At 39.7% G+C, this 21,904-nt stretch carries 17 protein-coding genes; 10 read left to right on the forward strand and 7 right to left on the reverse strand.

Going from position 1 to position 21,904, the window contains the following annotated elements; genetic code table 11:
• The coding region (locus tag PN447_RS07090) for a transposase (protein ID WP_271761982.1) at nt 1–248 on the forward strand (248 nt) is incomplete at its 5' end.
• A 164-nt stretch (nt 249–412) separates the two neighbouring features.
• Nucleotides 413–3,031, forward strand: a complete 2,619-nt coding sequence (gene clpB / locus PN447_RS07095; protein WP_271762016.1) for an ATP-dependent chaperone ClpB — start codon at nt 413–415, stop codon at nt 3,029–3,031.
• A 245-nt stretch (nt 3,032–3,276) separates the two neighbouring features.
• Here the strand turns inward: clpB and PN447_RS07100 are convergent, their stop codons facing one another.
• Nucleotides 3,277–3,828, reverse strand: a complete 552-nt coding sequence (locus PN447_RS07100) for an SRPBCC family protein (protein ID WP_271761984.1) — start codon at nt 3,826–3,828, stop codon at nt 3,277–3,279.
• 252 nt (nt 3,829–4,080) lie between these two features.
• On the opposite strand from PN447_RS07100, the gene PN447_RS07105 reads away from it, so the two are divergent.
• From PN447_RS07105 to PN447_RS07115, 3 genes are read left to right on the forward strand one after another with little or no spacing between them, the layout of a single operon-like run.
• A complete protein-coding gene (locus PN447_RS07105; protein ID WP_271731187.1) occupies nt 4,081–4,275 on the forward strand; it encodes a hypothetical protein in 195 nt (64 codons plus the stop codon).
• 26 nt (nt 4,276–4,301) lie between these two features.
• Entirely contained in the window at nt 4,302–4,466 is a 165-nt protein-coding gene (gene rd, locus PN447_RS07110) for a rubredoxin (RefSeq protein ID WP_271761986.1), read from the forward strand.
• A 47-nt stretch (nt 4,467–4,513) separates the two neighbouring features.
• Nucleotides 4,514–5,782, forward strand: a complete 1,269-nt coding sequence (locus PN447_RS07115; RefSeq protein ID WP_442867084.1) for an NAD(P)/FAD-dependent oxidoreductase — start codon at nt 4,514–4,516, stop codon at nt 5,780–5,782.
• A 1-nt stretch (nt 5,783) separates the two neighbouring features.
• Here PN447_RS07115 and crtL read toward each other — a convergent pair whose 3' ends face one another.
• On the reverse strand, nt 5,784–7,070 hold the full coding sequence (crtL, locus tag PN447_RS07120) for a lycopene beta cyclase (protein WP_271761988.1): 1,287 nt from the start codon (nt 7,068–7,070) through the stop codon (nt 5,784–5,786).
• A gap of 488 nt (nt 7,071–7,558) precedes the next feature.
• On the opposite strand from crtL, the gene PN447_RS07125 reads away from it, so the two are divergent.
• The 5 genes from PN447_RS07125 to PN447_RS07145 all read left to right on the forward strand — a co-directional run bounded on the left by PN447_RS07125 (nt 7,559) and on the right by PN447_RS07145 (nt 13,339).
• Nucleotides 7,559–8,602 (forward strand): helix-turn-helix transcriptional regulator, encoded by a 1,044-nt coding sequence (locus PN447_RS07125; protein WP_271761989.1) that lies wholly within the window; start codon nt 7,559–7,561, stop codon nt 8,600–8,602.
• Between the two features lie 261 nt (nt 8,603–8,863).
• Nucleotides 8,864–11,398 (forward strand): TonB-dependent siderophore receptor, encoded by a 2,535-nt coding sequence (locus PN447_RS07130; protein WP_271761990.1) that lies wholly within the window; start codon nt 8,864–8,866, stop codon nt 11,396–11,398.
• 32 nt (nt 11,399–11,430) lie between these two features.
• A complete protein-coding gene (locus tag PN447_RS07135) occupies nt 11,431–12,438 on the forward strand; it encodes an iron-siderophore ABC transporter substrate-binding protein (protein ID WP_271761991.1) in 1,008 nt (335 codons plus the stop codon).
• A gap of 273 nt (nt 12,439–12,711) precedes the next feature.
• A complete protein-coding gene (locus tag PN447_RS07140) occupies nt 12,712–13,092 on the forward strand; it encodes a DUF1636 domain-containing protein (protein ID WP_271761993.1) in 381 nt (126 codons plus the stop codon).
• A 55-nt stretch (nt 13,093–13,147) separates the two neighbouring features.
• On the forward strand, nt 13,148–13,339 hold the full coding sequence (locus tag PN447_RS07145) for a DUF2887 domain-containing protein (protein ID WP_271761994.1): 192 nt from the start codon (nt 13,148–13,150) through the stop codon (nt 13,337–13,339).
• On the opposite strand, the gene PN447_RS07150 is transcribed toward PN447_RS07145, so the two are convergent.
• The 5 genes from PN447_RS07150 to PN447_RS07170 form a co-directional block, all read right to left on the reverse strand.
• Nucleotides 13,281–15,089 carry an ATP-binding cassette domain-containing protein gene (locus PN447_RS07150; RefSeq protein ID WP_271761995.1) on the reverse strand — a complete coding sequence of 603 codons (1,809 nt, stop codon included), beginning with the start codon at nt 15,087–15,089 and terminating at the stop codon, nt 13,281–13,283. The genes PN447_RS07145 and PN447_RS07150 overlap by 59 nt on opposite strands.
• 8 nt (nt 15,090–15,097) lie before the next feature.
• Nucleotides 15,098–16,858 carry an ABC transporter ATP-binding protein gene (locus tag PN447_RS07155; RefSeq protein WP_271761996.1) on the reverse strand — a complete coding sequence of 587 codons (1,761 nt, stop codon included), beginning with the start codon at nt 16,856–16,858 and terminating at the stop codon, nt 15,098–15,100.
• Nucleotides 16,859–17,018: 160 nt separating this feature from the next.
• Entirely contained in the window at nt 17,019–17,858 is an 840-nt protein-coding gene (locus PN447_RS07160) for an iron-siderophore ABC transporter substrate-binding protein (protein WP_271761997.1), read from the reverse strand.
• A gap of 188 nt (nt 17,859–18,046) precedes the next feature.
• Nucleotides 18,047–20,656: a TonB-dependent receptor domain-containing protein gene (locus tag PN447_RS07165; protein ID WP_271761998.1), complete on the reverse strand. Its 2,610-nt coding sequence runs from the start codon at nt 20,654–20,656 to the stop codon at nt 18,047–18,049.
• A 128-nt stretch (nt 20,657–20,784) separates the two neighbouring features.
• Nucleotides 20,785–21,861 carry a helix-turn-helix transcriptional regulator gene (locus PN447_RS07170; RefSeq protein WP_271762000.1) on the reverse strand — a complete coding sequence of 359 codons (1,077 nt, stop codon included), beginning with the start codon at nt 21,859–21,861 and terminating at the stop codon, nt 20,785–20,787.
• Between the last annotated feature and the right edge of the window lie 43 nt (nt 21,862–21,904).

Below are 21,904 nucleotides of genomic sequence, written 5' to 3' on the forward strand. Positions count from 1 at the left end.
AGTTGGTAATTGTGGATAGATTTTATCCCAGTAGTAAGACTTGCTCAAGTTGTGGAGAAAAGAAATCATCACTGCCATTATCTCAAAGAGTGTTTAAATGTGATAGTTGTGGCTTTGAGAGTGACAGAGATTTAAACGCGGCGATGAATTTAAAACAAGAAGCGGTCAGATTGATCGTGTTAGCCTGTGGACTAGATAGTGCCGACACTGCTAGGCTGAAACAGGAAGAAAAAGCCGACTTTTGTTAGCATTAGTTAGCTTTTTTGGTTCGGAAATACCACTCACAGAAGACGTGAACACCGATCTCGCTGATCAGGGGTGCTGCTTACAATATGGATTAACAATAGAAATTTTCAGTCGGTGCAGCCTGAAGGTATTTATCCTTGGCGGTTCTTTATTATTGCAAAAGCCTATGCAACCCACTAATCCTAACCAATTTACCGAAAAAGCTTGGGAAGCGATCGCCCATACCCCAGATATTGCTAAACAACATCAGCAACAGCAGCTCGAAAGCGAACACCTGATGAAGGCCTTGCTAGAACAGGATGGTTTAGCTAGCAGCATATTAACTAAAGCGGGTGTTGATTGGCAAAGAATCCGCGATCGCACTGAGCAATTTCTCCAACGCCAACCAAAAGTATCTGGTAGCAGTACATCTGTATTTTTGGGTCGCAGTTTAGATACACTATTAGATAGAGCAGATAAATATCGTCAAGATTTCCAAGACGAATATATTTCTATTGAACATTTATTACTGGCTTACGCCAAAGATGACCGCTTTGGTAAAGCTTTATGCCAAGAATTTGGTTTAGACGAAGGTAAACTCAAAAAAATTATTAAGCAAATTCGTGGGAGTCAAAAAGTGACCGACCAAAATCCAGAAGGAAAATATCAATCACTGGAAAAATACGGACGTGATCTGACAGAAGCAGCACGTAAAGGTCAACTAGACCCAGTTATTGGCCGGGATGATGAAATTCGCCGCACCGTGCAGATTCTATCGCGACGTACCAAAAATAATCCCGTGCTGATTGGTGAACCAGGTGTTGGTAAAACCGCCATCGCTGAAGGACTCGCCCAAAGAATTATTGCTGGTGATGTCCCCCAGTCCCTGAAAGACCGGAAATTAATCGCCTTAGATATGGGTGCTTTAATCGCCGGGGCTAAATTCCGGGGGGAATTTGAAGAACGACTCAAAGCAGTATTAAAAGAAGTTACAGAATCCGGCGGTAATATAGTCTTATTTATTGATGAAATTCATACCGTCGTCGGTGCTGGTGCTACCCAAGGCGCTATGGATGCGGGGAACTTGTTAAAACCCATGTTGGCCCGGGGTGAATTGCGTTGTATTGGGGCGACCACCTTAGATGAATATCGTAAATATATTGAAAAAGACGCGGCTTTAGAACGACGCTTCCAGCAAGTATATGTAGATCAGCCCACTGTAGAAGATACAATTTCTATATTGCGGGGGTTGAAAGAGCGCTATGAAGTCCACCACGGGGTAAAAATATCCGACAGTTCTTTAGTTGCAGCCGCTACATTGTCTAGTCGGTATATTAGCGATCGCTTCCTCCCAGATAAAGCCATTGACTTGGTAGACGAAGCTGCGGCACGGTTAAAAATGGAAATTACCTCTAAACCAGAGGAACTAGACGAAATCGACCGTAAGATTTTGCAATTGGAAATGGAGAAGCTGTCTTTGCAAAAAGAAACAGATGCAGCTTCTCGAGAACGTTTAGAAAGAATTGAAAAAGAACTAGCGGATCTCAAAGAAGAACAAAGAACCCTGACTGCTCAATGGCAATCTGAAAAGGATATTATCAACAAAATTCAGTCAATTAAAGAAGAAATTGACCGAGTTAATTTAGAAGTACAGCAAGCAGAGAGAAATTATGACCTGAATCGTGCTGCAGAGTTGAAATATGGGAAGTTAACAGATTTACATCGCCAATTAGAAGCCGCGGAAGGGGAATTAGCCAACGCCCAAAAAACTGGTAAATCCCTATTGCGTGAAGAAGTCACAGAAGCTGACATTGCGGAAATTATTTCTAAGTGGACAGGAATCCCCATCAGCAAGTTAGTAGAATCAGAAAAGGAAAAACTGCTGCATTTAGAAGATGAACTACACCGCCGCGTCGTGGGACAAGCTGAAGCGGTTACAGCTGTGGCCGATGCTATCCAAAGATCCCGCGCGGGACTAGCTGACCCCAATCGTCCCACAGCTAGCTTTATTTTCCTCGGTCCGACTGGTGTCGGTAAAACTGAGTTAGCCAAAGCCCTGGCCGCCTATATGTTCGACACACAAGAGGCTTTAGTGCGCATTGATATGTCTGAATATATGGAGAAACACACGGTTTCCCGGTTAATTGGTGCGCCTCCTGGATATGTGGGTTATGAAGAGGGGGGACAGTTGACCGAAGCTATTCGCCGTCGTCCCTATGCTGTGATTCTGTTCGACGAAATCGAAAAAGCACACCCGGACGTATTTAATATTTTCCTGCAAATCCTCGATGATGGTCGTGTCACCGATGCCCAAGGTCATACTGTAGACTTTAAGAATGCGATTATTATCATGACCAGTAATATCGGTTCACAGTATATTCTCGATGTGGCTGGGGAGGCTACACAGTACGATGAAATGCGCCGCCGAGTTATGGAAGCTATGCGCAATAGTTTCCGTCCAGAGTTCCTCAATCGTATTGATGAAATGATTATCTTCCACGGGTTGGAGAAAAAGGAACTGCGCCAGATTGTGCTAATACAAGTAGACAGATTAAGGGAAAGATTAAGCGATCGCAAGATATCCCTGAGACTCTCCGATGCAGCCCTTGACTTTTTGGCAGAAGTAGGGTATGACCCTGTATATGGAGCGCGTCCACTCAAGCGAGCCATTCAAAGAGAGTTAGAAACTCAAATTGCTAAGGCTATCTTACGGGGTGAATTCAACGACGGCGACACTATTTTTGTGGATGTACAAAATGAGCGTCTTTCCTTCAGTCGTTTACCTGTAGAAGTGTTTACCAGTTAAGAACAATCAGCATCAGTAGGGGACAAAACCTAAGTCCCCTATTTAACATTAAATTCTATCTGGGTCAGGTATATAGCAGCAACCACAAGTGTTAGGACATTTCCCTGCTTGTTGTTCCCCATTCCCTGTTCCCTGTTCCGGTGTTCCCTCAAACTAAAAAAAATGTACCTCACGAGCATGGGAAATGCTATAGTAACAGCGGGAAAGGTGCGCGCATTACGATAGTTTCACCTTTGTAGTTATGCCTACTGACATAAAACTTGTCGCATATTACGCATATTTGCCGGTAACTCAAAATTCATGGCTTGTTGAATCAAAACAGAGGGGATGGGAATATTAGGGGTAGCTTGTACTCGGTATGCTAACAAAGTGCCATGACTCAAATCTTTTAGGTCTAAAGTGGCAGTGAAGTCGGCAAAACTCCCTCTTTCCATGCGGAATTGAATTTGTTCCCCTAGCAGTTCTACCACATGAAGATAAATTTCTACTTCAGCTGTGAGAAATAAAAATTTCTTTTGTGCAGATTGATACAGTCGCTTCACTTGATCTTGTGACAAAACTTGACTTTTGATAATATCAGGAAAATATTCCACCCAACGACGGTAATCAGTTAATTGCTGCCATACATGTGATCGCAATAGTGGTAAATACATCCAAGCTGTAACCGCACCACCCCAAGCTGTATGGGGTAAGGTTTGCAAGAAAATTTCACCCTGCATCAGCGACAATTGCTTGTCTTGACTCCAAGGGATATTCAAACCTGTAATCATCGAGTTGGAGATATGAGATGCAGACATACTAATTTCAGTTACTCCTCAACTTCTCTACCTGTGAGTGATGAAACACACAAACCATTCCATAGTATCTAGTCAAACCAATTAAATTCTAGTTCCACTGTTTTGCTGCCTCAACCAATCTTTTAACCGAAATCATACTGAATATATCCGCAAAAAACGTACTTCTTATCACTTTTTATCAAAACTATAAGTAAAATACATGGGATGTCAAGTAGACTATATTGAATTGAATTGATTTGAGAGGGAAACTGGGTGAATCAATCTTCCTTAAATCGGACATTAACCCAAATTTTCGGGATTCTTCTGGGTATAGCACTAGCCATGTGGGTAGTTAGAGGTTTTGGTATGCTGACATTTATTCCCGGTGGTGTCATTGGACTGTTGTTACTAGGGGCGATTACCATAGGGATGATTAGCTATGTACAAAAAACCTGGTGGCGGTTGTAGTCTCAATCTATGACAGACTAAAAACTATGGAAAACTATGTATGTACGGTGTGTGGCTACGAATATGACCCAGAAGTCGGCGATCCTGATAGCGGTGTAGCTCCCGGAACGCCCTTTGAGGAATTGGCTGAGGATTGGGTTTGTCCTGTGTGTGGAGTGACAAAAGATTTTTTTGAACCGCTAGAACTGTGAGAATAACCGCTGGTTTCTAGATGTATGTATTATAGAAGTTTTTAGCCTTGAATATTCAAAGACCAACTTTAGATATTGTAGTGATTGGAGGTGGAGCGGCAGGATTTTTTGGTGCGATCGCTTGTGCTCAAATGAATCCTGACGCCCAAGTTACCTTACTCGAAGCTAGTCGTCAACCACTGGCGAAAGTGTTGATTTCCGGTGGAGGACGCTGTAATGTCACCCATGCTTGCTTTGAACCAGCCAGATTAGTACAAAATTACCCCAGAGGTGGTAAGGCTTTACGGGGTGCTTTTAGCCGCTTTCAAGCTGAAGATACAGTAGCTTGGTTTGAAAACCACGGTGTGCGGTTAAAAACAGAAGCTGATGGGCGGATGTTTCCCATCACAGATAATTCTGAAACAATTGTGGAATGTTTGATTAAAACTGCGGCGTCAGCTGGGGTACAATTACGCATCGGTACAGCAGTAGTTGATGTGAAAAAACTTCCCCAAGCTCCAGGGTTTGAAATTATCCTCAAGTCTGGACTGAGCCAAAAATGCGATCGCCTGCTTTTGGCAACAGGAAGTAACCCTGTGGGTTATAAAATTGCTAGGGAGTTGGGTCATAACATTGAACCCCCTGTACCTTCTTTATTTACCTTTAATATTCCCGAACCCAAACTGAGGTTATTGGCTGGGGTGAGTGTGAACCCCGTACAATTACGTTTATCTGGGACAGGAAAACCACCAATAGAACAAACAGGGCCATTATTAATCACCCACTGGGGTATGAGTGGCCCTGCGGTGCTGAAACTTTCGGCTTGGGGTGCCAGATTTTTGCACGAAAACCGCTATCAAGCTAAATTATTGGTGAATTGGCTACCGGATTTCAATCAAGAACAAGTGCAGCAAAAAATCTTAGCAGTTAAGACACAATGGGGACAAAAAGCCATGGTCTTACATCGTGGAGTTGACCTACCGCACCGTGTCTGGCAATATCTTATTGACCGGGTGGGGATAACGACAGAAGACCGTTGGGCTGAACTATCCAATAAAAAATTAAATCAGCTAATTCAAGAACTGACCCAGGGAGAATATTTAATTACGGGAAAAGGAGTGTTTAAAGAGGAATTTGTTACCTGTGGTGGTGTTAATCTCAAGGAAGTTAATTTTAAGACTATGGAGAGTAAGTTAATTCCCGGTCTTTATTTTGCCGGAGAAATTCTAGATATTGATGGTGTCACGGGTGGTTTTAACTTCCAAAGTGCTTGGACAACAGGATATTTAGCTGGTAAGTCCATGGGAAGTGAACTACCTGACGGTGGCTATACCTAAGTTATTTACTCCTGCTACCGGGTTTGTTTTCTGGGTCAATATTGACTTGAGGATGCCAAACTTCCCACAACAAAGCGCGATCGCTCCAAGCAGAGCGCATTAAATTCCAGCGCACCTCATTAGTAGTTCGACCAAACAGATTGAGCATGGTTTGCAGCATTTCTGGAATAGACAGGGTATTTGCTAAAAAACCGCTCCACTGGGGTAAGGATAACTGGAAAAATGAAGCAAAGAAAGCTTGTAGCGTCCCCTCGTCAAACCGCATTAAGTTTTCTAAACCGAACCGGTACAAGGCGTGTTTACGGATTTCCTCGGTTGACCATAGGGTTTGCCATCCTGTGGCTGCAATCTCCCCAGGAGACCCATTCGGATGATTCAAAGCCTGGGCGATCGCTGCTGCTACCCCGGGGGCTCGTCGAATCAAAGCCCCTACCATATAACCAGATGCGGGATGTACCATGCTAGCAGCGCCACCAAAGCCCATGACGGATTGATTGATCAACGGTAAGGGTAAATTCATCGGGAACAAACAGTATTCAATGTGATGGATGTGATTTACCTGCACACCTCGAAAGGCTAAACGTTGATACAACCGCTTTTTCAATACCTCAAAGGAGACTGCGGGACTGTTGGCTAGGGAGGTTTCTTCTACAAAAAATACACCGTCTCCTAAATCCATGGCGTAGAGAAATGTGGGGGGTTCTTCTTGTCTTTCCGCCGGTGATAGATGATCGCTGCGGTAGTCCATTAAAACAAACTGTTGGGTATCAATGGGTGGTGAGGAAAAAGTGCCGACGATGCCGTAAGCTGCTTGATAGGCAATGCGATCGCTTTGGGGTCTTTTTAACAGCGCGGGTTTGTGACCACTGACATCAATAACCACTCTGGCGGCTACCTTTGCTCCTTGGGTCGTAGTGACGCATGAATGGGTTGGTAAATGCTCAATGCTGGTAGCAGTACCCTGATGCCATACCATTTTACCCTGCTCGCACTGTTTTAAGAAGTGTGACTGCAGCTTGACATTATCAAATAAACCGTACTCACGCTGAAGGGATATTTTTTGATCAAGGGTGTAGGTGACACAGTTTTGCCAACGATGGCTGAGAAGATGGGTCATCTTCATTGGTTCTAATTCATTGCACCAGATACCGTATGTGTTTGACCACTCTAATGGGGGGGGTGTGGTTGCTAAACCTGCAACCCTCAGACCTTGATTACATAGGGCGGCGGCGATCGCCAATCCTCCCGGTCCAGAACCAATCACTAAAGCATCAAATACCAAGCTCATACCTATACCCTAAAATGCACTACTACACTGCATTTTAGAGTATTGCTTAGTTCCAGTTTGACTCTTGTGTCCCTCACCCCTATGGTGTGGAAGTATAGATACTGTTATTTATTTATTATATAGCCTCATCATTACCCCAGAGGATGACCCGGAAATCACAGGCAGAGTGGGTCAAAACAATCTGCGAGAACTGCGACGTACCCCGCTCCCTATCCCCGCCCTGATACGAAGTAACCCGTGCAGCTAGCATGATTTAACAGAAATTCTGTATATTAAATTACAGTTTACCAGTATAAGAATATATTATTCTAATTCAATTAGTGCTATTATTTCTCAATAAGATGCTAATTGCTGTATTTAGGCTGTTTTTAATCATAAGTACTACTCAAATTTACTATGCATCTATTACTTGTGCTTGGAGATGAGAATTTTTCCCCAACATCATAGTCAAGAATAGGCAAAACCCGAAAACTTATCCCTCATATATTATGACGATTACAATTTCACAACAAGCTTTTTGGGATTTATTTGTAGAAATACCAGAAGCACAAAGAAAGTGCGACGGACTATCTACTATCCTCGGTGAACAGTGGGAAATGTTTGATAGTATTTTGCAATTCCCTTCAGAACTAGGTACAGGATTTTATGGAGAAATAGAATTGCGGGAAGGTTTGTCCTTAGCAATTACAGAAACTCAATTATATGATGATATAATTTTGCATCTTCCAGATAGACAACATCCTTTAGAATACAGTTTTTATATTTCCAGTCATCGCCAAAATCACCATTGTTCTGTTCACGACGGAAAAAACACATTATGGGGTAGCGGGCTTGCGCCTAAAGAAAAATTTTCATCATTTAAATTACAAAACCAAATTGAGATTAATGTACATATTGAACCGGAAATATTTTACTTATTCATAGCAAGAGAACAGGACATACTCCCACCAGAATTAACTCATTTAGTCAGAAAAACTGATGAAACATATTATTCTCGTTCTAGTATTACAACTCCAGCAATGCAAGTAGGAATACAGCAAATTTTAAATTGCCCCTATCACGGACTAATGAAAAGAATGTATTTAGAGAGTAAAGTTTTAGAATTGATGGTATTGTTGGTAGAACAAGACGTAGCAGCACATCCAGCTAAACATAACAGCTTTACAATCAAACCAGAAGATGTAGAACGCATTCACTCTGCTAAAGACATTTTATTAAAAAATTTAGATAATCCCCCCTCTTTAATCGAATTATCCCGACAAGTGGGGTTAAATGACTGTACCCTTAAACGTGGCTTTCGGTTGGTATTTGGTACAACTGTCTTTGGCTATTTACATCATTACCGACTAGAACAAGCCAGAAAATTGTTAGTAGCAGGAGAAACAAGTATTTCTAAAGCTGCGCGTAGCGTTGGTTTTGCTAGTCGTAGCTACTTCGCTACTGCTTTTAGGAAAAAATTTGGTATCAACCCTAAAGAATTTTTATTAGCTAATTCACGTTCATCTCTGGAAATTAATGAATTGATAGGGTAATTACAGGAAAATTAAAAATTTTGATATAAATACAATTCTCACCTGATTAAATCACTTAAAAAGCAAAAATTCCGTCTAGCGTTCAAAAAATTCCGTCTAGCGTTCACAACATTTATCCACATCCGATTAATTTCCTGTAGACTTCTTGATAGTAATTATAAATTACCGAAATTCAGTTGATAAGGTATTGAGAGTAGTTAGCGGTTACTGTTAACTCTTCCCAATTCCTCATGCCTATTTATTACTGTTGTGAGTCGAGTAATGTCAAATCAGTTAAATAAACTAGCTTGGATGGTCATTTTAGCTTTGCTATTGGTTAACCCACCTGTTTTAGCTGAAGGCCACGAAAAACCAAAAGGTAAAATTTCTCAATTAAGTGATATACAACAAGCTTCTAGTAGAATTCAGCAATGGCTGGCTCAGTCTGTGATTCAGGTAGCAGGTGTTAATTTACAAACAACGGACAAAGGTGTAGAAGTAATTTTAGAAACCAATCAATCAGATCAACTGCAACTCACAAATCAAAGTGAGGGCAATAGTTTTATTATTAACATCTCCAATGCCCAGTTAAACCTACCTAGCGGTGACACATCATTTCGCCTCGAAAAACCCATGGCGGGAATTACTGAAGTTAAAGTTAGCAATTTAGATGCAAATACAATTCGCGTCACCATCACAGGTGAAACTGCTGCGCCGCAAGTCGAGTTATTTGATGCTGACCAGGGTTTAATTTTTAGTGTCATAACCACAGCATCTACTTCTGAAACCCAACCAGAAGAACCAATTGAATTATTAGTTATAGGTCAGCAAAATAGATACCGTGTACGTAATGCTGCAACTGGAACGAGAACTGATACTCTAATCCGAGATATTCCTCAGACTATTCAAGTAGTTCCTGAACAAGTGATCAAAGATCAAAGAGTTACTCGTTTAAGGGATGCGCTGCTGAATGTTGGTGGTGTGGTTCAAAATGGTGGGTTTGGTGGGGGCGTAGATCAACTGGCTACTCGCGGATTTTTTAACGGTGGTCTTTTTGGTGGAGGTATTTTAGTTGATGGTTTCAAGGATGGACGAAATGGTATTAGAGAAACTGCAAACGTTGAGCGTCTAGAAGTTCTCAAAGGACCGGCTTCAGTTTTATATGGTGGCGTCGAACCGGGAGGTGTAATTAATTTAGTTACAAAGCAACCTCTCAAAGATCCCTATTATAATGCTGAATTGTCCGTAGGTAATTTCTCCACATTTCGTCCTAGTCTTGATATCTCTGGTCCACTAAATTCCGATAGAACTTTGCTATATCGGCTCAACTCTGTTTACGAATCTTCAGCAGGATTCCGTGATTTTAATCAAGATATTCAAAGATTCTTTATTTCACCCACTTTAAAATGGGAAATTGGCAAAGCAACCAACTTAACGTTGCAATTCGACTATCTCAACGATGAGCGTCCATTTGATCGGGGATTTTTAGCTTTTGGTAATGGTATTCTTGATATTCCTGTGGAGCGTATTTTAGGCGAACCAGATGATGTAAGGAAAGTAGAAGAAATAGGTTTTAGCTATCGCTTAGAACATAATTTTAACGATAATTGGAAAATCCGCAATGCTTTCCGATATCAGAGTGCAGATACCTTCGATTATCGTGCTGAACCTGTGAGATTAGATGAAACAACAGGGATTCTCACACGGAACTTTAGATCCAATGATGACTATCAAGAAAATTATACCTTACAAACTGATTTAGTTGGTAAGTTGGCGACAGGTTCAATTGATCATACTCTCTTATTTGGTGTTGACTTAGCTAGGTCTACATCAGGGGGAACTCAGAGCCGATTACCGGGAGGAATTACACCAAGTATTGATGTATTTAATCCCGTTTACAATGCCATACCCAGACCTGGTTTAGAAGAATTAACCAACGTTGTGCGTAATAACCAGAATAGAAGTACTGGTTTAGGAATTTTCGTACAAGACCAAGTAGCTTTTGCAGATAATTTAAAATTGGTTGTGGGTGGAAGGTTGGATTTTGTAGATCAAAACAGTAAAGATTTACGGGATGGTTCTGAATCCAATCAATACGATACAGCTATCACCCCCAGACTGGGTATTGTTTACCAACCTATTCAACCTATTTCTCTTTATACTAGTTACAGTCAATCATTTTCACCAAATTTTGCGACAAGCGTAGATGGAACAATTTTAGAACCTGAACGGGGAACTCAATATGAAGTTGGTGTAAAAGGTGAATTTTTGGATGGCAAATTAGCGGCTACTTTGGCAGCTTATGACATTATAAAATCAAATATGGCTACAACTGATCCAGCTAATCCAGACTTTAGCATTCCGATAGGAAAACAACGCAGCCAAGGAGTTGAACTCAATGTTGGGGGAGAAATTAGTCCTGGTTGGAATGTGATTGCATCTTATTCTTATGTTGATGCTAAGTACACAGAATTTAATGATGGTTCTGCTGGGAATCGTCCGGCGAATATCCCATTTAATACAGCCAGTTTATGGACAACTTATCAATTACAACGCGGTAATTTACAAGGTTTAGGTTTTGGTTTAGGTTTGTTTTATATAGGCGATCGCCAAGGTAACGACGAAAATACTTATGTCATCCCTGGTTATCTGAGAACAGACGCAGCAATCTACTATCAACGTGATAATTGGCGGTCTGGGGTTAATATCCAAAATCTGTTTAATGAAAAATATTTTCACGGAGCAAATTTTGGGAGAGTAGCTATAGAACCTGGCGCACCATTAAGGGTTATTGGTAGTTTTTCTGTGACATTTTAAACAACATCAGGTGTAGGTTATAAATAACCATCATGAATGAAAGTTATATCAAATTCAAACGCTTAACTCGCTGGTGGGGATTGGCGATAGCAATGTTTTGTTCTTTATTGGTGACTGTAGCTTGTCATTATGGTGGTTCTATACCCGTGAATGAACAGATAACAAACGCAGCTTGTAGTGATCTTAAACACTCTGCGGGAATCACCTGTATTCCAGACAAGTTTGAGCGACTTGTGACTTTAGATGATACTTCCTTGGAAAATGCGATCGCATTAGGTATTCAACCTGTTGGTAGTGTGATTTCCGAGTTTTCCTCACATTGGCGAGAGCAGATGACAGGAGTGAATAACATCGGTACAATGGGCGAACCTAATTTAGAAAGTATTTTGGGAATGAAACCGGACTTCATTATCGGGTTCAAGTATTTCGAATCAATATATTCTCTCTTGTCCAAGATAGCACCCACAGTTTTATTGAAATTTGAAAATAGTGGTCAATGGAAACAAGTATTTAATAACATTGGTGTCGCTTTAGGTAAGGAAGAAACTGCTAAAGAAGTAACAGAAAATTATTACCGTCGTTTGGCTAAATTTCAGGAAAACATGGACGAATATTTAGCTAAAATTCAAGTTTCTGTAGTACGAGTTTATCCGGATAAAATCAACCTTTATCTCAGGGATTCTTTTTGCGGCACAGTTTTACAAGACGCGGGATTATCTCGCCCAAAATCCCAAAGTTTCACCGCATCGGAAGCAAAAAAATTATTTGGGAATCCCATTCAAGTATCTATCAGTAAGGAATTAATTGAAAAAGCGGATGGTGATGTGATATTTATTTGGACATACGAAAATAACGCTAAAGGCAATCAAACAGCTAAAAAGAAATTAGAGGAATTACAAGCAAATCCTCTGTGGAAAAATTTAAAAGCTGTACGCAACAATAAGGTTTATGTAGTTCCCAGTTACTGGATTGGGAGTGGTATGTTAGCTGCAAACGCCATTATTGATGATTTATTTCAATATCTCGTCAATACACCCTAAATCAGAGTAAATTTCAGGTGATTATGTATAGGGGCGGGCAGTATGCCCAGCACACAATAATTTTACTATTAATACTTTTATTTTAGGTACTAAAAACCTACTGTAAAATATTGCCAAGCGGGCTAATTTATTACAATAAAGCCTTTTTCAGGCTCATGAAGTACACACCAATTCCCTATTCCCTGTTCCCTGTTCCCTGTTCCCTAAAACTAAAAAAATTTGTATCTCACGAGCATGGGAAATGCTATATTTTTTTATTTAATTACTTTTGTTATGACTCTTCATACTTTATTTGTTTGTAAATCTTGTAGTGCTGTTATCGACCATGAAGAAGCTGATGAACGCGCTGAAGGAAATAAATTATTTTTGCAACTGCTAGAACTGCAAAAGGATAATTCTATTTATCATCATCTCAATATTGAACCTGTAGGTTGTTTATGGACTTGTGGCCGACCTTGTACTGTGACTTTTGTTTGTCCAGAAAAATATACATATCATTTTGTGGATTTAACAGAGGAAAATACAACTGATTTGTTGCAATTCAGCCTGCTTTATCAAGCAAGTAAAGACGGATATGTTTTACCTGGGAAACTACCGGGAACACTTCGTTCTCATCTTTTAGTCCGCATCCCTCCCACACCAGAGACAAGGTAAATGATATCTTGTACTTGAAACAAATCCCCCGAATAAATAAATTTATTCTGAGGTAGTGCAAGTAATTTACCTAGATGAATTGAGAGACTTAACTAATCAATCAATTGCTTTAGGAACTCTCACGTTGGTAGTGGAATCACCAAAACAGGCGAGTGTAAAAGCAAGGACTAAACTCCTTACTACAAAACTTATTCCTGGAAAATTTGATCAAATTTACCTTGTGTTTCCACTTTCCCTGCTTTCATGACAATAATCTGGTCAGCACGACGCAACACAGCAGGACGATGGGAAACTACAAGACAGGTTGGTGTCCAAGAATTTTCTTGCTGTTCAGGATTATTAACAAATATCCGCGACCATAACGCCAATTCTGTTTCTACATCTAAGGCGCTGGAAAGGTCATCAAATACTAATAATTCCGGTTTGCGGATAAACATCCGCGCTGCTGCTACTCGTTGCATTTGTCCCCCAGATAACCGCACACCTTTAGAACCAACTACAGTTTCTAAACTTTCGTTCATAGTCGCCAAATCTTGCTCAAACACCGCCATTTTTAAAGCTGTGGCAATATCTTGGTCATCTTTAGATAAACCCAACAAAATGTTTTCTCGCACAGTGTAGCTAAATAATTGGGGAATTTGGGGAGTATAAGCACTGCGAGGAGGAACAAAGAAACTAGCTGGGCTTTCTACAATGTTCCCATTCCAGTAAATTTCACCCTTGTGTTTAGGTAGTAATCCTAATAAAACCCGCAGTAATGTAGTTTTACCTGCACCAATTTCACCAGTAATTACAGTTAAACTACCCCGTTTAATTTCCAAGTTAATATCTTTAATTCCTTGGTCAGTACCAGGATAATTATAGGTGAGATGAGATACTGTTAAAACTTGCAGTTTATTTTGCTCATTTCTCACAGGTGGTTCTAATGGCGGTAAGGGTTTTTGGCGATTATTCAGGTCATTTACATAAAGTTGATTGGGAGCTACTAATATATCCGCGGATACACCTGCTAATAAACTAGCCATCCGTTCAAAAGATACTTCTGTATGTTTAGATAACGCTAGAAAACCGCCAACAGAGCTAAAAAAGCCAGTCACAAAGGAAAGGTTGTATACAAATAAAGCAAAGTCACCAACTGTTAACTGATTAACGCCACTCTGCATGAATTGAGAAGCCAGTAAAAGAATTATACCGGTTCCTAGATTCACCATATTTTGAAAGGTAGAATTAAGAATAGCATTCAACAAGCTATCTTTAATCATTGTTTGGCGGCGTTGCTCATTTAAAGTATGAAAATAATCCAAAACATTTTTTTCTGCGCCGGCGACTTTAATAGCTTGAACTGAACCAAATATTTCACCTAAAAGCCCTGTAACTTTTTCGGTAGCTTGGCGGCTCGCTTTCCTATACTTTTTAATGCGAGTTTCTGCGCGTTGAATAATTGCGACCATTCCGACTAAGGGCAGAAACACAAACACGGTCATCTGCACATTAATACTCACTAAAATCATTAAACAAAGAATAGCAAATATTCCTTCTCCAGAAATTTCTGATATCCAGGCTACGTTGTCTTCTATTTGTTCGGCATCATCACGAAAATAGCTAATTATTTCTCCCTGAGATCCAGTTTTTTCAGCTTCTTGATTAACAATCATGGGCTGTGCTGTGGGATTGTGGAATAAGCGTTCTAATAAGTTATGTCTCAGTAATGACCGCATTAAGAAACGGTGTTGGGTTTTGGTAATACGTCCGGTAAATATAACAGCAATATGCCCAAAATTGAGAGCAAGTAATAATGCAATTAAGGCTAAGGGTGATAAACCCAACTGTGCTGTATTAGTTAAACTATTGAAAAATTCCCTGATGATTAAACCGGGTAGGGCTGGCAAACCCATAATTAAAATCCAGTAGATGCTGTCAATAATATATAGTTTGGGTTGGTAACAAATTAGTTGCCATAATAATTGCCAATGGTTGCATTTTTTTGTTGCTGCCATAATTATTTTTAAGTTAAAATATCGCTTAAGCCTGTCTGTAATAATTGGGAAAACCGTGATTCTAAATTATTAAGTAATACTTCTCGTTCACCATATTCTATGATTTTACCTTGTTCTAAAATGAGTATTTGGTTAGCCTTTTGTACAGTGGCTAAACGATGAGCAATAATAATGCCAGTACGCCCGGTTAATAATTTATCAACGGCTTTTTGTACGAGTTTCTCGGTGATGGGGTCGAGGCGAGAGGAGGCTTCATCTAAAATTACTAAACCAGGGTCTTTGAGAAAGACGCGAGTAAATGCGAGTAACTGCGCTTGTCCCGCAGATAAGCCATTACTATCTGGCCCCAAATTTGTATCTAAGCCTTGGGGTAATGAATATAACCATTGTGATAGTCCCAATATTTCTAAGGTTTCATGGATGCGTTCGTCACTGATGTGTGGGTTAAAAAAGGTGAGGTTATTTCTGACTGTTGTTTGAAACAATTGCACATCTTGGGTGACTAATCCGATTTTTTGCGGTAAGTCTGTTATGGGAGTTTGGTTAATTGGTATACCTCCCAAGTGAATTAGGCCTGAGTGTGGGTCATATAATCTCAGTAATAAACGCGCTAGGGAGGATTTACCGCTACCTGTACGCCCTAATAAGCCTAATACATCACCGGCAGGTAAGTTAAAGGATATGTCTTGCAATACTAAATTTCTAATATCAGATTCGTGGTCATTATAGCTAAATGAGACGTTGTTAAAAGTGACTGAAAGTGCCCGGTGAGGAAGTTGTTGTTCTCCACCTACACTAATTTTTGATTTTACTTGAAGTAAATTTTGAATGCGGTAAATACTGGCTTCTGCTTGTTGCAGGTTTTCAAATTGGTTGCGGATTTGTTCAATGGGTTCGCTGAGTAAGTTGGTGTAATAATATAGTATATATACTGTCCCAATTGTAATAATGTTTTTACTCCAAAGGTAAGCACCGACGCTTAAGGCGATCGCTGTCCCTAATGTAAAAATCCCGTTAGTTGTACCCCAAAGAATGGTACTGGCAAAGCGGGCTTTATGAAATACTGGTAACCACAGTTGTAAAATTTTTTGGAAGCGGTGCATGACATAATTTTTCGCTCCATTGGCGCGGATGTCTTCCATACCGGCGAGTTGTTCACCGACAAAACCAAAGAAATCAGCACTTATTTGGCGATAATTCGCCCAATGGGGAACAGCTATAGAACGCAGACGAATTAAAGTAAATAATGCTGTGAGGCTAAAAAATGTGATCGCCAAACCAGCTCGCCAATCTTCGGCAAAGAGGACTACAATTACACCGGACATGAGTAGTAAATTGCCTAAGATGTAAACAGTAAATTTAGAAAAGAATTGTGACAGGGTGTGAACATCACCATCTACCTTTTCTAGTAATTCACCGGGTGTAGAGTATTTATGAAAGGATAAATCCAATTGCAAACAATGCTCAACTAAATCAGCGCGTAAGGCGTTAGTAGCTCCCCAAGCGACGTTTTCGCCGTAATACGTAGCTGCAATGCTAATTAGTTGGGTGATTAAAGCTACAGTTATAAATAGTAAAGCGGCTAAGAGTAAATTTTTTCCTGAACCTCCAGTTACGGCTGTATCAATGAAATATCGCAGAATTTGGGGGTTAACTAATTGTAGTCCTATGCTGGACAAAAGAGCGATCGCAAACTTAACTACCCGCCATTTTTGCGGTTGGAGATAGTCTACAAGTAAATTCCAGTATTGTCGGAGTCCAATTTTCATAAAGTTGGAGCTATCAGCCAGCCATTGTATGGGGGTTGATGTCAAAAGAGAATCTTTTTCAAGTGATTATGATATTTTAGCTTAATTATGCTTATTATTTGCAATAATCTGTGATCTTCTCATTTATTAGTCAAAAGGTAAAATCATCCTTGATCATGCTTCAACATTTTTCCCTGACTAGATATTTGCAGATATCATCCACAACTGCATTTGCTCCAATAATTCCCCATGCAGCAATCCAGACATCATTTCGTACTGGATAAACCCGATTTTGCTGTACTGCTGGTAAGTCTGACCACAAAGGATGATTGATAAATTGTTGCAGCTTTGATTCATTGTGTCCTCCTAGGATCAGAAAAATAGCATCACCAGCCATTTGGGGAATTAATTCTAATGAAACATTTTCTTGAGTTTTATCTTTGTCTTGATACACAGGACGAGAAAAACCTATTTCCTTAATAATTGAACCACTAAATGAGCGATTCATATAAATACGAGCAGAATTTGCCCAAAAATTTACTAAAGACACTTGAGTTTTTGTAAGATTATCACCCAGTTTTTCCCGTAAGTCTTTGATTCTCTGGTCATACTCTTGCAGCAAATTTTCTGCCTTCTCTGTCTCACCTAGTGCTTCCGCAAATTTTCTTAACCACTGTTTCCAATCAATATCATCTTCTGCTAAAACTGTTGGTGCAATTTGGGATAAATTTTGATATAAATCAGCATCCCAATTTAACCCTAAAATTAAATCGGGTTTTAAATATAAAATCTTTTCTAAATTTGGTTGACCGTTAGTACCAATTTTCTCAATTCCGTCGGTTAAATGATCTAGATATTTGAGAAAATTATTGTCACCCAAGGTTGTCGCGGCTATCGGTTTGATTCCTAAAGCTAAAATGTTATCTAACCCACCTAGCACAATTACTCGTTGGGGGTATAAAGGAACTTTGGTTTCACCCATAGCATGACTGACTACCCTCACCGGGGTGAGGTCGACCAAGTTCAGGTTTAAATTTTGTGTGCTATTCAGTCCACAACCTATGATAATGAAACTTATGGCAATACCTAATATTACTTTGAATTTATAAACCGAAAATAATCTCATTAGCATAATTAACTTTCTATTGTAAAAATTGATATAAAGGGTGAGCCAAAAACCCACCCTAAAAAATCATGGTTACTGATTATTTACCAAACAATTTGATATCCTACACTGAGAGTTCTACCTTTTCCGGCATAATTGGCACTATCAAAAAATGGGGCAAAGTATTGTGAATAAACCGGGAAATATTGGTTATTGAATAAGTTTTGAATACCAAGTTTTAGTTCACCTTGACCTAGTTTGATACTGCTGATATAGTCAACTGTGATAAAGCTGTTAATTTTGGCATCCTCTACCTCATCTTGAAAAGCGCGATCGCGATCGCCTGAGTACAATAATTGCAGTCGGTTGCGCCAACTGGGGAGGGTTTGGTTTTCTATGTAGGCTGTGAGTTTTAATGGTGGAACAGTAATACTGTTGAGTGCAAGGAAATTACCATCATTATTCTCATCATTTACACCTTCTATCCAAGTAGCTGTACCTCCCAAACTCCAACCTTGAGATGGTTGGACATCCACAGCTGCTTCTATCCCGTAAATTTTTTGAGGAGCGCGAATAGTTTCCAGGAAGTCACTATTAGGGTTAAAACTAAAAGCTGAACCTAACTCAGAATAGTTGTAGAAACCAGAAAGTGACACCTGGAGATTATCCCAATTACTACGAATACCAATTTCATAGTTATCTACTTTCTGTGGTTCTGTTAGTTGCAAAGAGTTTAAAACATTCACCACACCTCCAGGAGGTCGGCGGAAAACACGACCTAAATCTGGAACTGAGAACCCCTGAGCAAAGTTACTAAAAACACTAACTGACGGCGTAAGTTTGTAGACAATACCACCATTAAAAACTGTGGAATCAAAACTGCGATCGCCTCCTTGAATCTGCCGACGGGGATTTTCTGCTGTGATATAATCGTCTAAAGTCACACCAATATTCACATAGCGCAAGCCACCACTTAACAGCAAATTATCAGTAACATCCCATTGCAACTGACCAAATATACCCAGTTCTCTAAAATCATACTCTGGGACAAAAACACGTTCGTCAATCTTGCGAAAAACTCGACCCCCGGAAGTATCAAATTCATCAGGGTCGAAAATATTAAATCTTTGAGAACTGCGTTCTTTTTGATAATCAACCCCCCAAAGTAAACTCACTGTGCTTTGAGAATTAAAAGGTGTGTCCACCTGCAATCTTCCACCCAACTGTTCTATATCGCCTTCTGATTTGGTGATTGCTCTCAACCTACCATCACGGTTATCATCGGGAATTCCTCCACCAAAACCATAATTACGATAGTAAGCTTGAGCCAGAACCTTACTAGCTAAAATACTATCATTACTGTAATTTAAACTTAGTAAAGTATTGTTGATAAAGGCCCCATCACTAGCGCCAATTACAGTAGTCCCCTCCGGTATTCTCAGAGCGCGAGATTTTTGAATTCCGGGAATTTCATCAATAGCTTCATCAGAAATAAAGTTAGTATTTTGCCACTGGTCGAAATGATTAAAACTAAATTGCAGACGTTGATCGGGCGTTAATTCTACTCCTACCTTAGCCAAAGCATTGATTTTGGTGCTATCTTCATCACCTGCAAAATTAGCAATGCGATCGCCTTCAGCATCAAAAAACCCCCCAGTTGTCACCAGAGAAAACCCGACAGTATAGTCAAATTTGCCCTCTGTCCCAGATATTTGATGTGACAAATTATAGCCAAAACTATCTGCGGAATTAGTCAAAGAAGTATCTAAACCAATATTGGTTGTAGAAGTTAATCTTTGACCGCTTGGCCTCTTAGTAATAATATTGACTACACCACCAGTAGCTTGACCACCATAGATTGCATTCGGACCGCGAACAACTTCAATGCGTTCAATCGCGCTGGGGTCAATGGTTGTCAGTTGAGCCGGAATTGATTGCAAATTAGCATTTTGGGGAACACCGTCAATTAAGACCGAAATATTACGACCGCGTAAACTTTGCCCAAATGTATTACTCCGATTAGTAGGGGAACCAAAGCCAGGAACTGTTTTTCCCAAAATATCAGCTAAATTTGTGCTCAACTGGGCTTGCTGTTCAATTTCTTCCCGTGTAATCACAGTTACAGAACGTGCGACATTCTGCACATCTTCTTCCGTGCGTGTTGCTGTCACCACCAATTCTATAGATTCTTGAGTTTCATCTGAACGCTGTTCTGGCTCTTGTTCTGTAGAAGTTCCAACTGGTGTGAGGGCAAAAATTAACCCTTCAACAGTGTCAAATAATTCGACATTTGGCAATCCTGTTGCACCCGTGACTGTTAACCGAATAGTGTTAACATCTAGACTAGTAACTGTTATCTGTGTAATACCCTCAACTGGTTTTAAGGATGTAAAGCCATCACCACTAGGTAAACGCAATTGACTATTAGGAATATCTATAATCAAGTCATTCTTATTATTGCTACTATTTGTGATTTGCAGTTCTTCGGCTTGATTTGTCTTTAAAATTACCTCTATACCTTTTTCCGTGGGATTTACTTCTACTCCATTGATAATAATTACAGATTGGCCTGTTGAAGTTTGTGATACTAATTCTTTCACCTTATTTGTAAGTAGTTCCACCTCACTTACAGACGGAATTGCCAATACAGGTTTAACGGTAAGTACTACACTGGTTAAACAAACTACTGTAAATAATTGCAGCCTTGTTGACATATACTCTCATACCAATTAAGAATCTATTTTAAGGAGAGTACAATAATTGCTTTGTAATTTAAAATACCTGTTCAGCTGCAAGACGGATTTTTTTGGCCCGTAGACGGATTTTTTTGACAATTGGATTTTTAAACAGGGGCGCGAAGGTTTACAGAGGTTGAAGGAGGGGTGCAAGAAGGGCGCAGGAAGGGCCCAGGGTTAATGCTGACTGCTGGTTTTTCCAGGCGATAGTATTTTGGGTTAACTCCAAATCGTTTACGAAATGCAGCTGCAAAGCTACCTTGGTTTGCATAACCAACAGTACGTGCTATTTCTTTGATACTCATTCTTTTTTCTATGAGCAGTTGACTTGATAATTCCATTCGCTGTTCATGTAAATAACCAAATACTGTTGTGCCAAATACTTGATGAAAACCAATTTTCAGTTTGTAATCGTTTAATCCTACTTGTCTTGCTAATTGAATTAATGTGGGAGGATGATTAATATCTCTGATGAGGATTATTTTAGCTGCATGAATTCTTTCAATATCATCCTTTTTAAGGATGACTTTTTTAGCTGGCTTTTCATTGTTCTGTGCCAATTGTTCCAATTTTAGTGCAATTAATTCTAAACATTTACTTTCTAAGTATATACATTTAATTATTCCCTGGAAAGGACAGTTGATAATCTGCTCTAATGGCAGATACATCTCTGGAGTGATTATATTGCTGTCAAAAAAATCTTCTTTACTATTATTTTCGAGGAAGTCTGTTAAAATATTTGGTACCTTTTTGCGATGATCAATAATAAAATTTTTCAGCAAATCTGGACTTTTTAAGTGAATATCTACTTTTAGTCGCCGCTTGTTACCAAAAATTACAAAACTTTCTCTTCCATCCATTTGATCTTGATTACTCCAGTCTAAAAAACTTTGCCCACATTCGTTTTGGGAGTATGAGCCTGACAAATTAAATCCAAATTCTATCTTATCGTATTCACTCGGTTGAATATCTTCAGATTCAATATACAAATCATCATCAAATTGTTCATCAATAATTAGCAGACGTATTCCTCGTAATTGAATCTGACGATGGTATCCTTTACCCAAGTTTTCCGGGCAGTAATTGATAAAATCTCCAGTATGATATTCATCTGGATATTGAGTGTTTTCGTTAATCTGTTGCCAATTTATGTTATAGTCGGTTTGCGAAATTATGTTGGCCATACTTTTCTCTGAGAGGTAAAATGCTTAAGTCTAGAAATATCAA

Source organism: Anabaena sp. CS-542/02 (genome assembly GCF_028331085.1).
Lineage (GTDB): Bacteria > Cyanobacteriota > Cyanobacteriia > Cyanobacteriales > Nostocaceae > Anabaenopsis > Anabaenopsis arnoldii.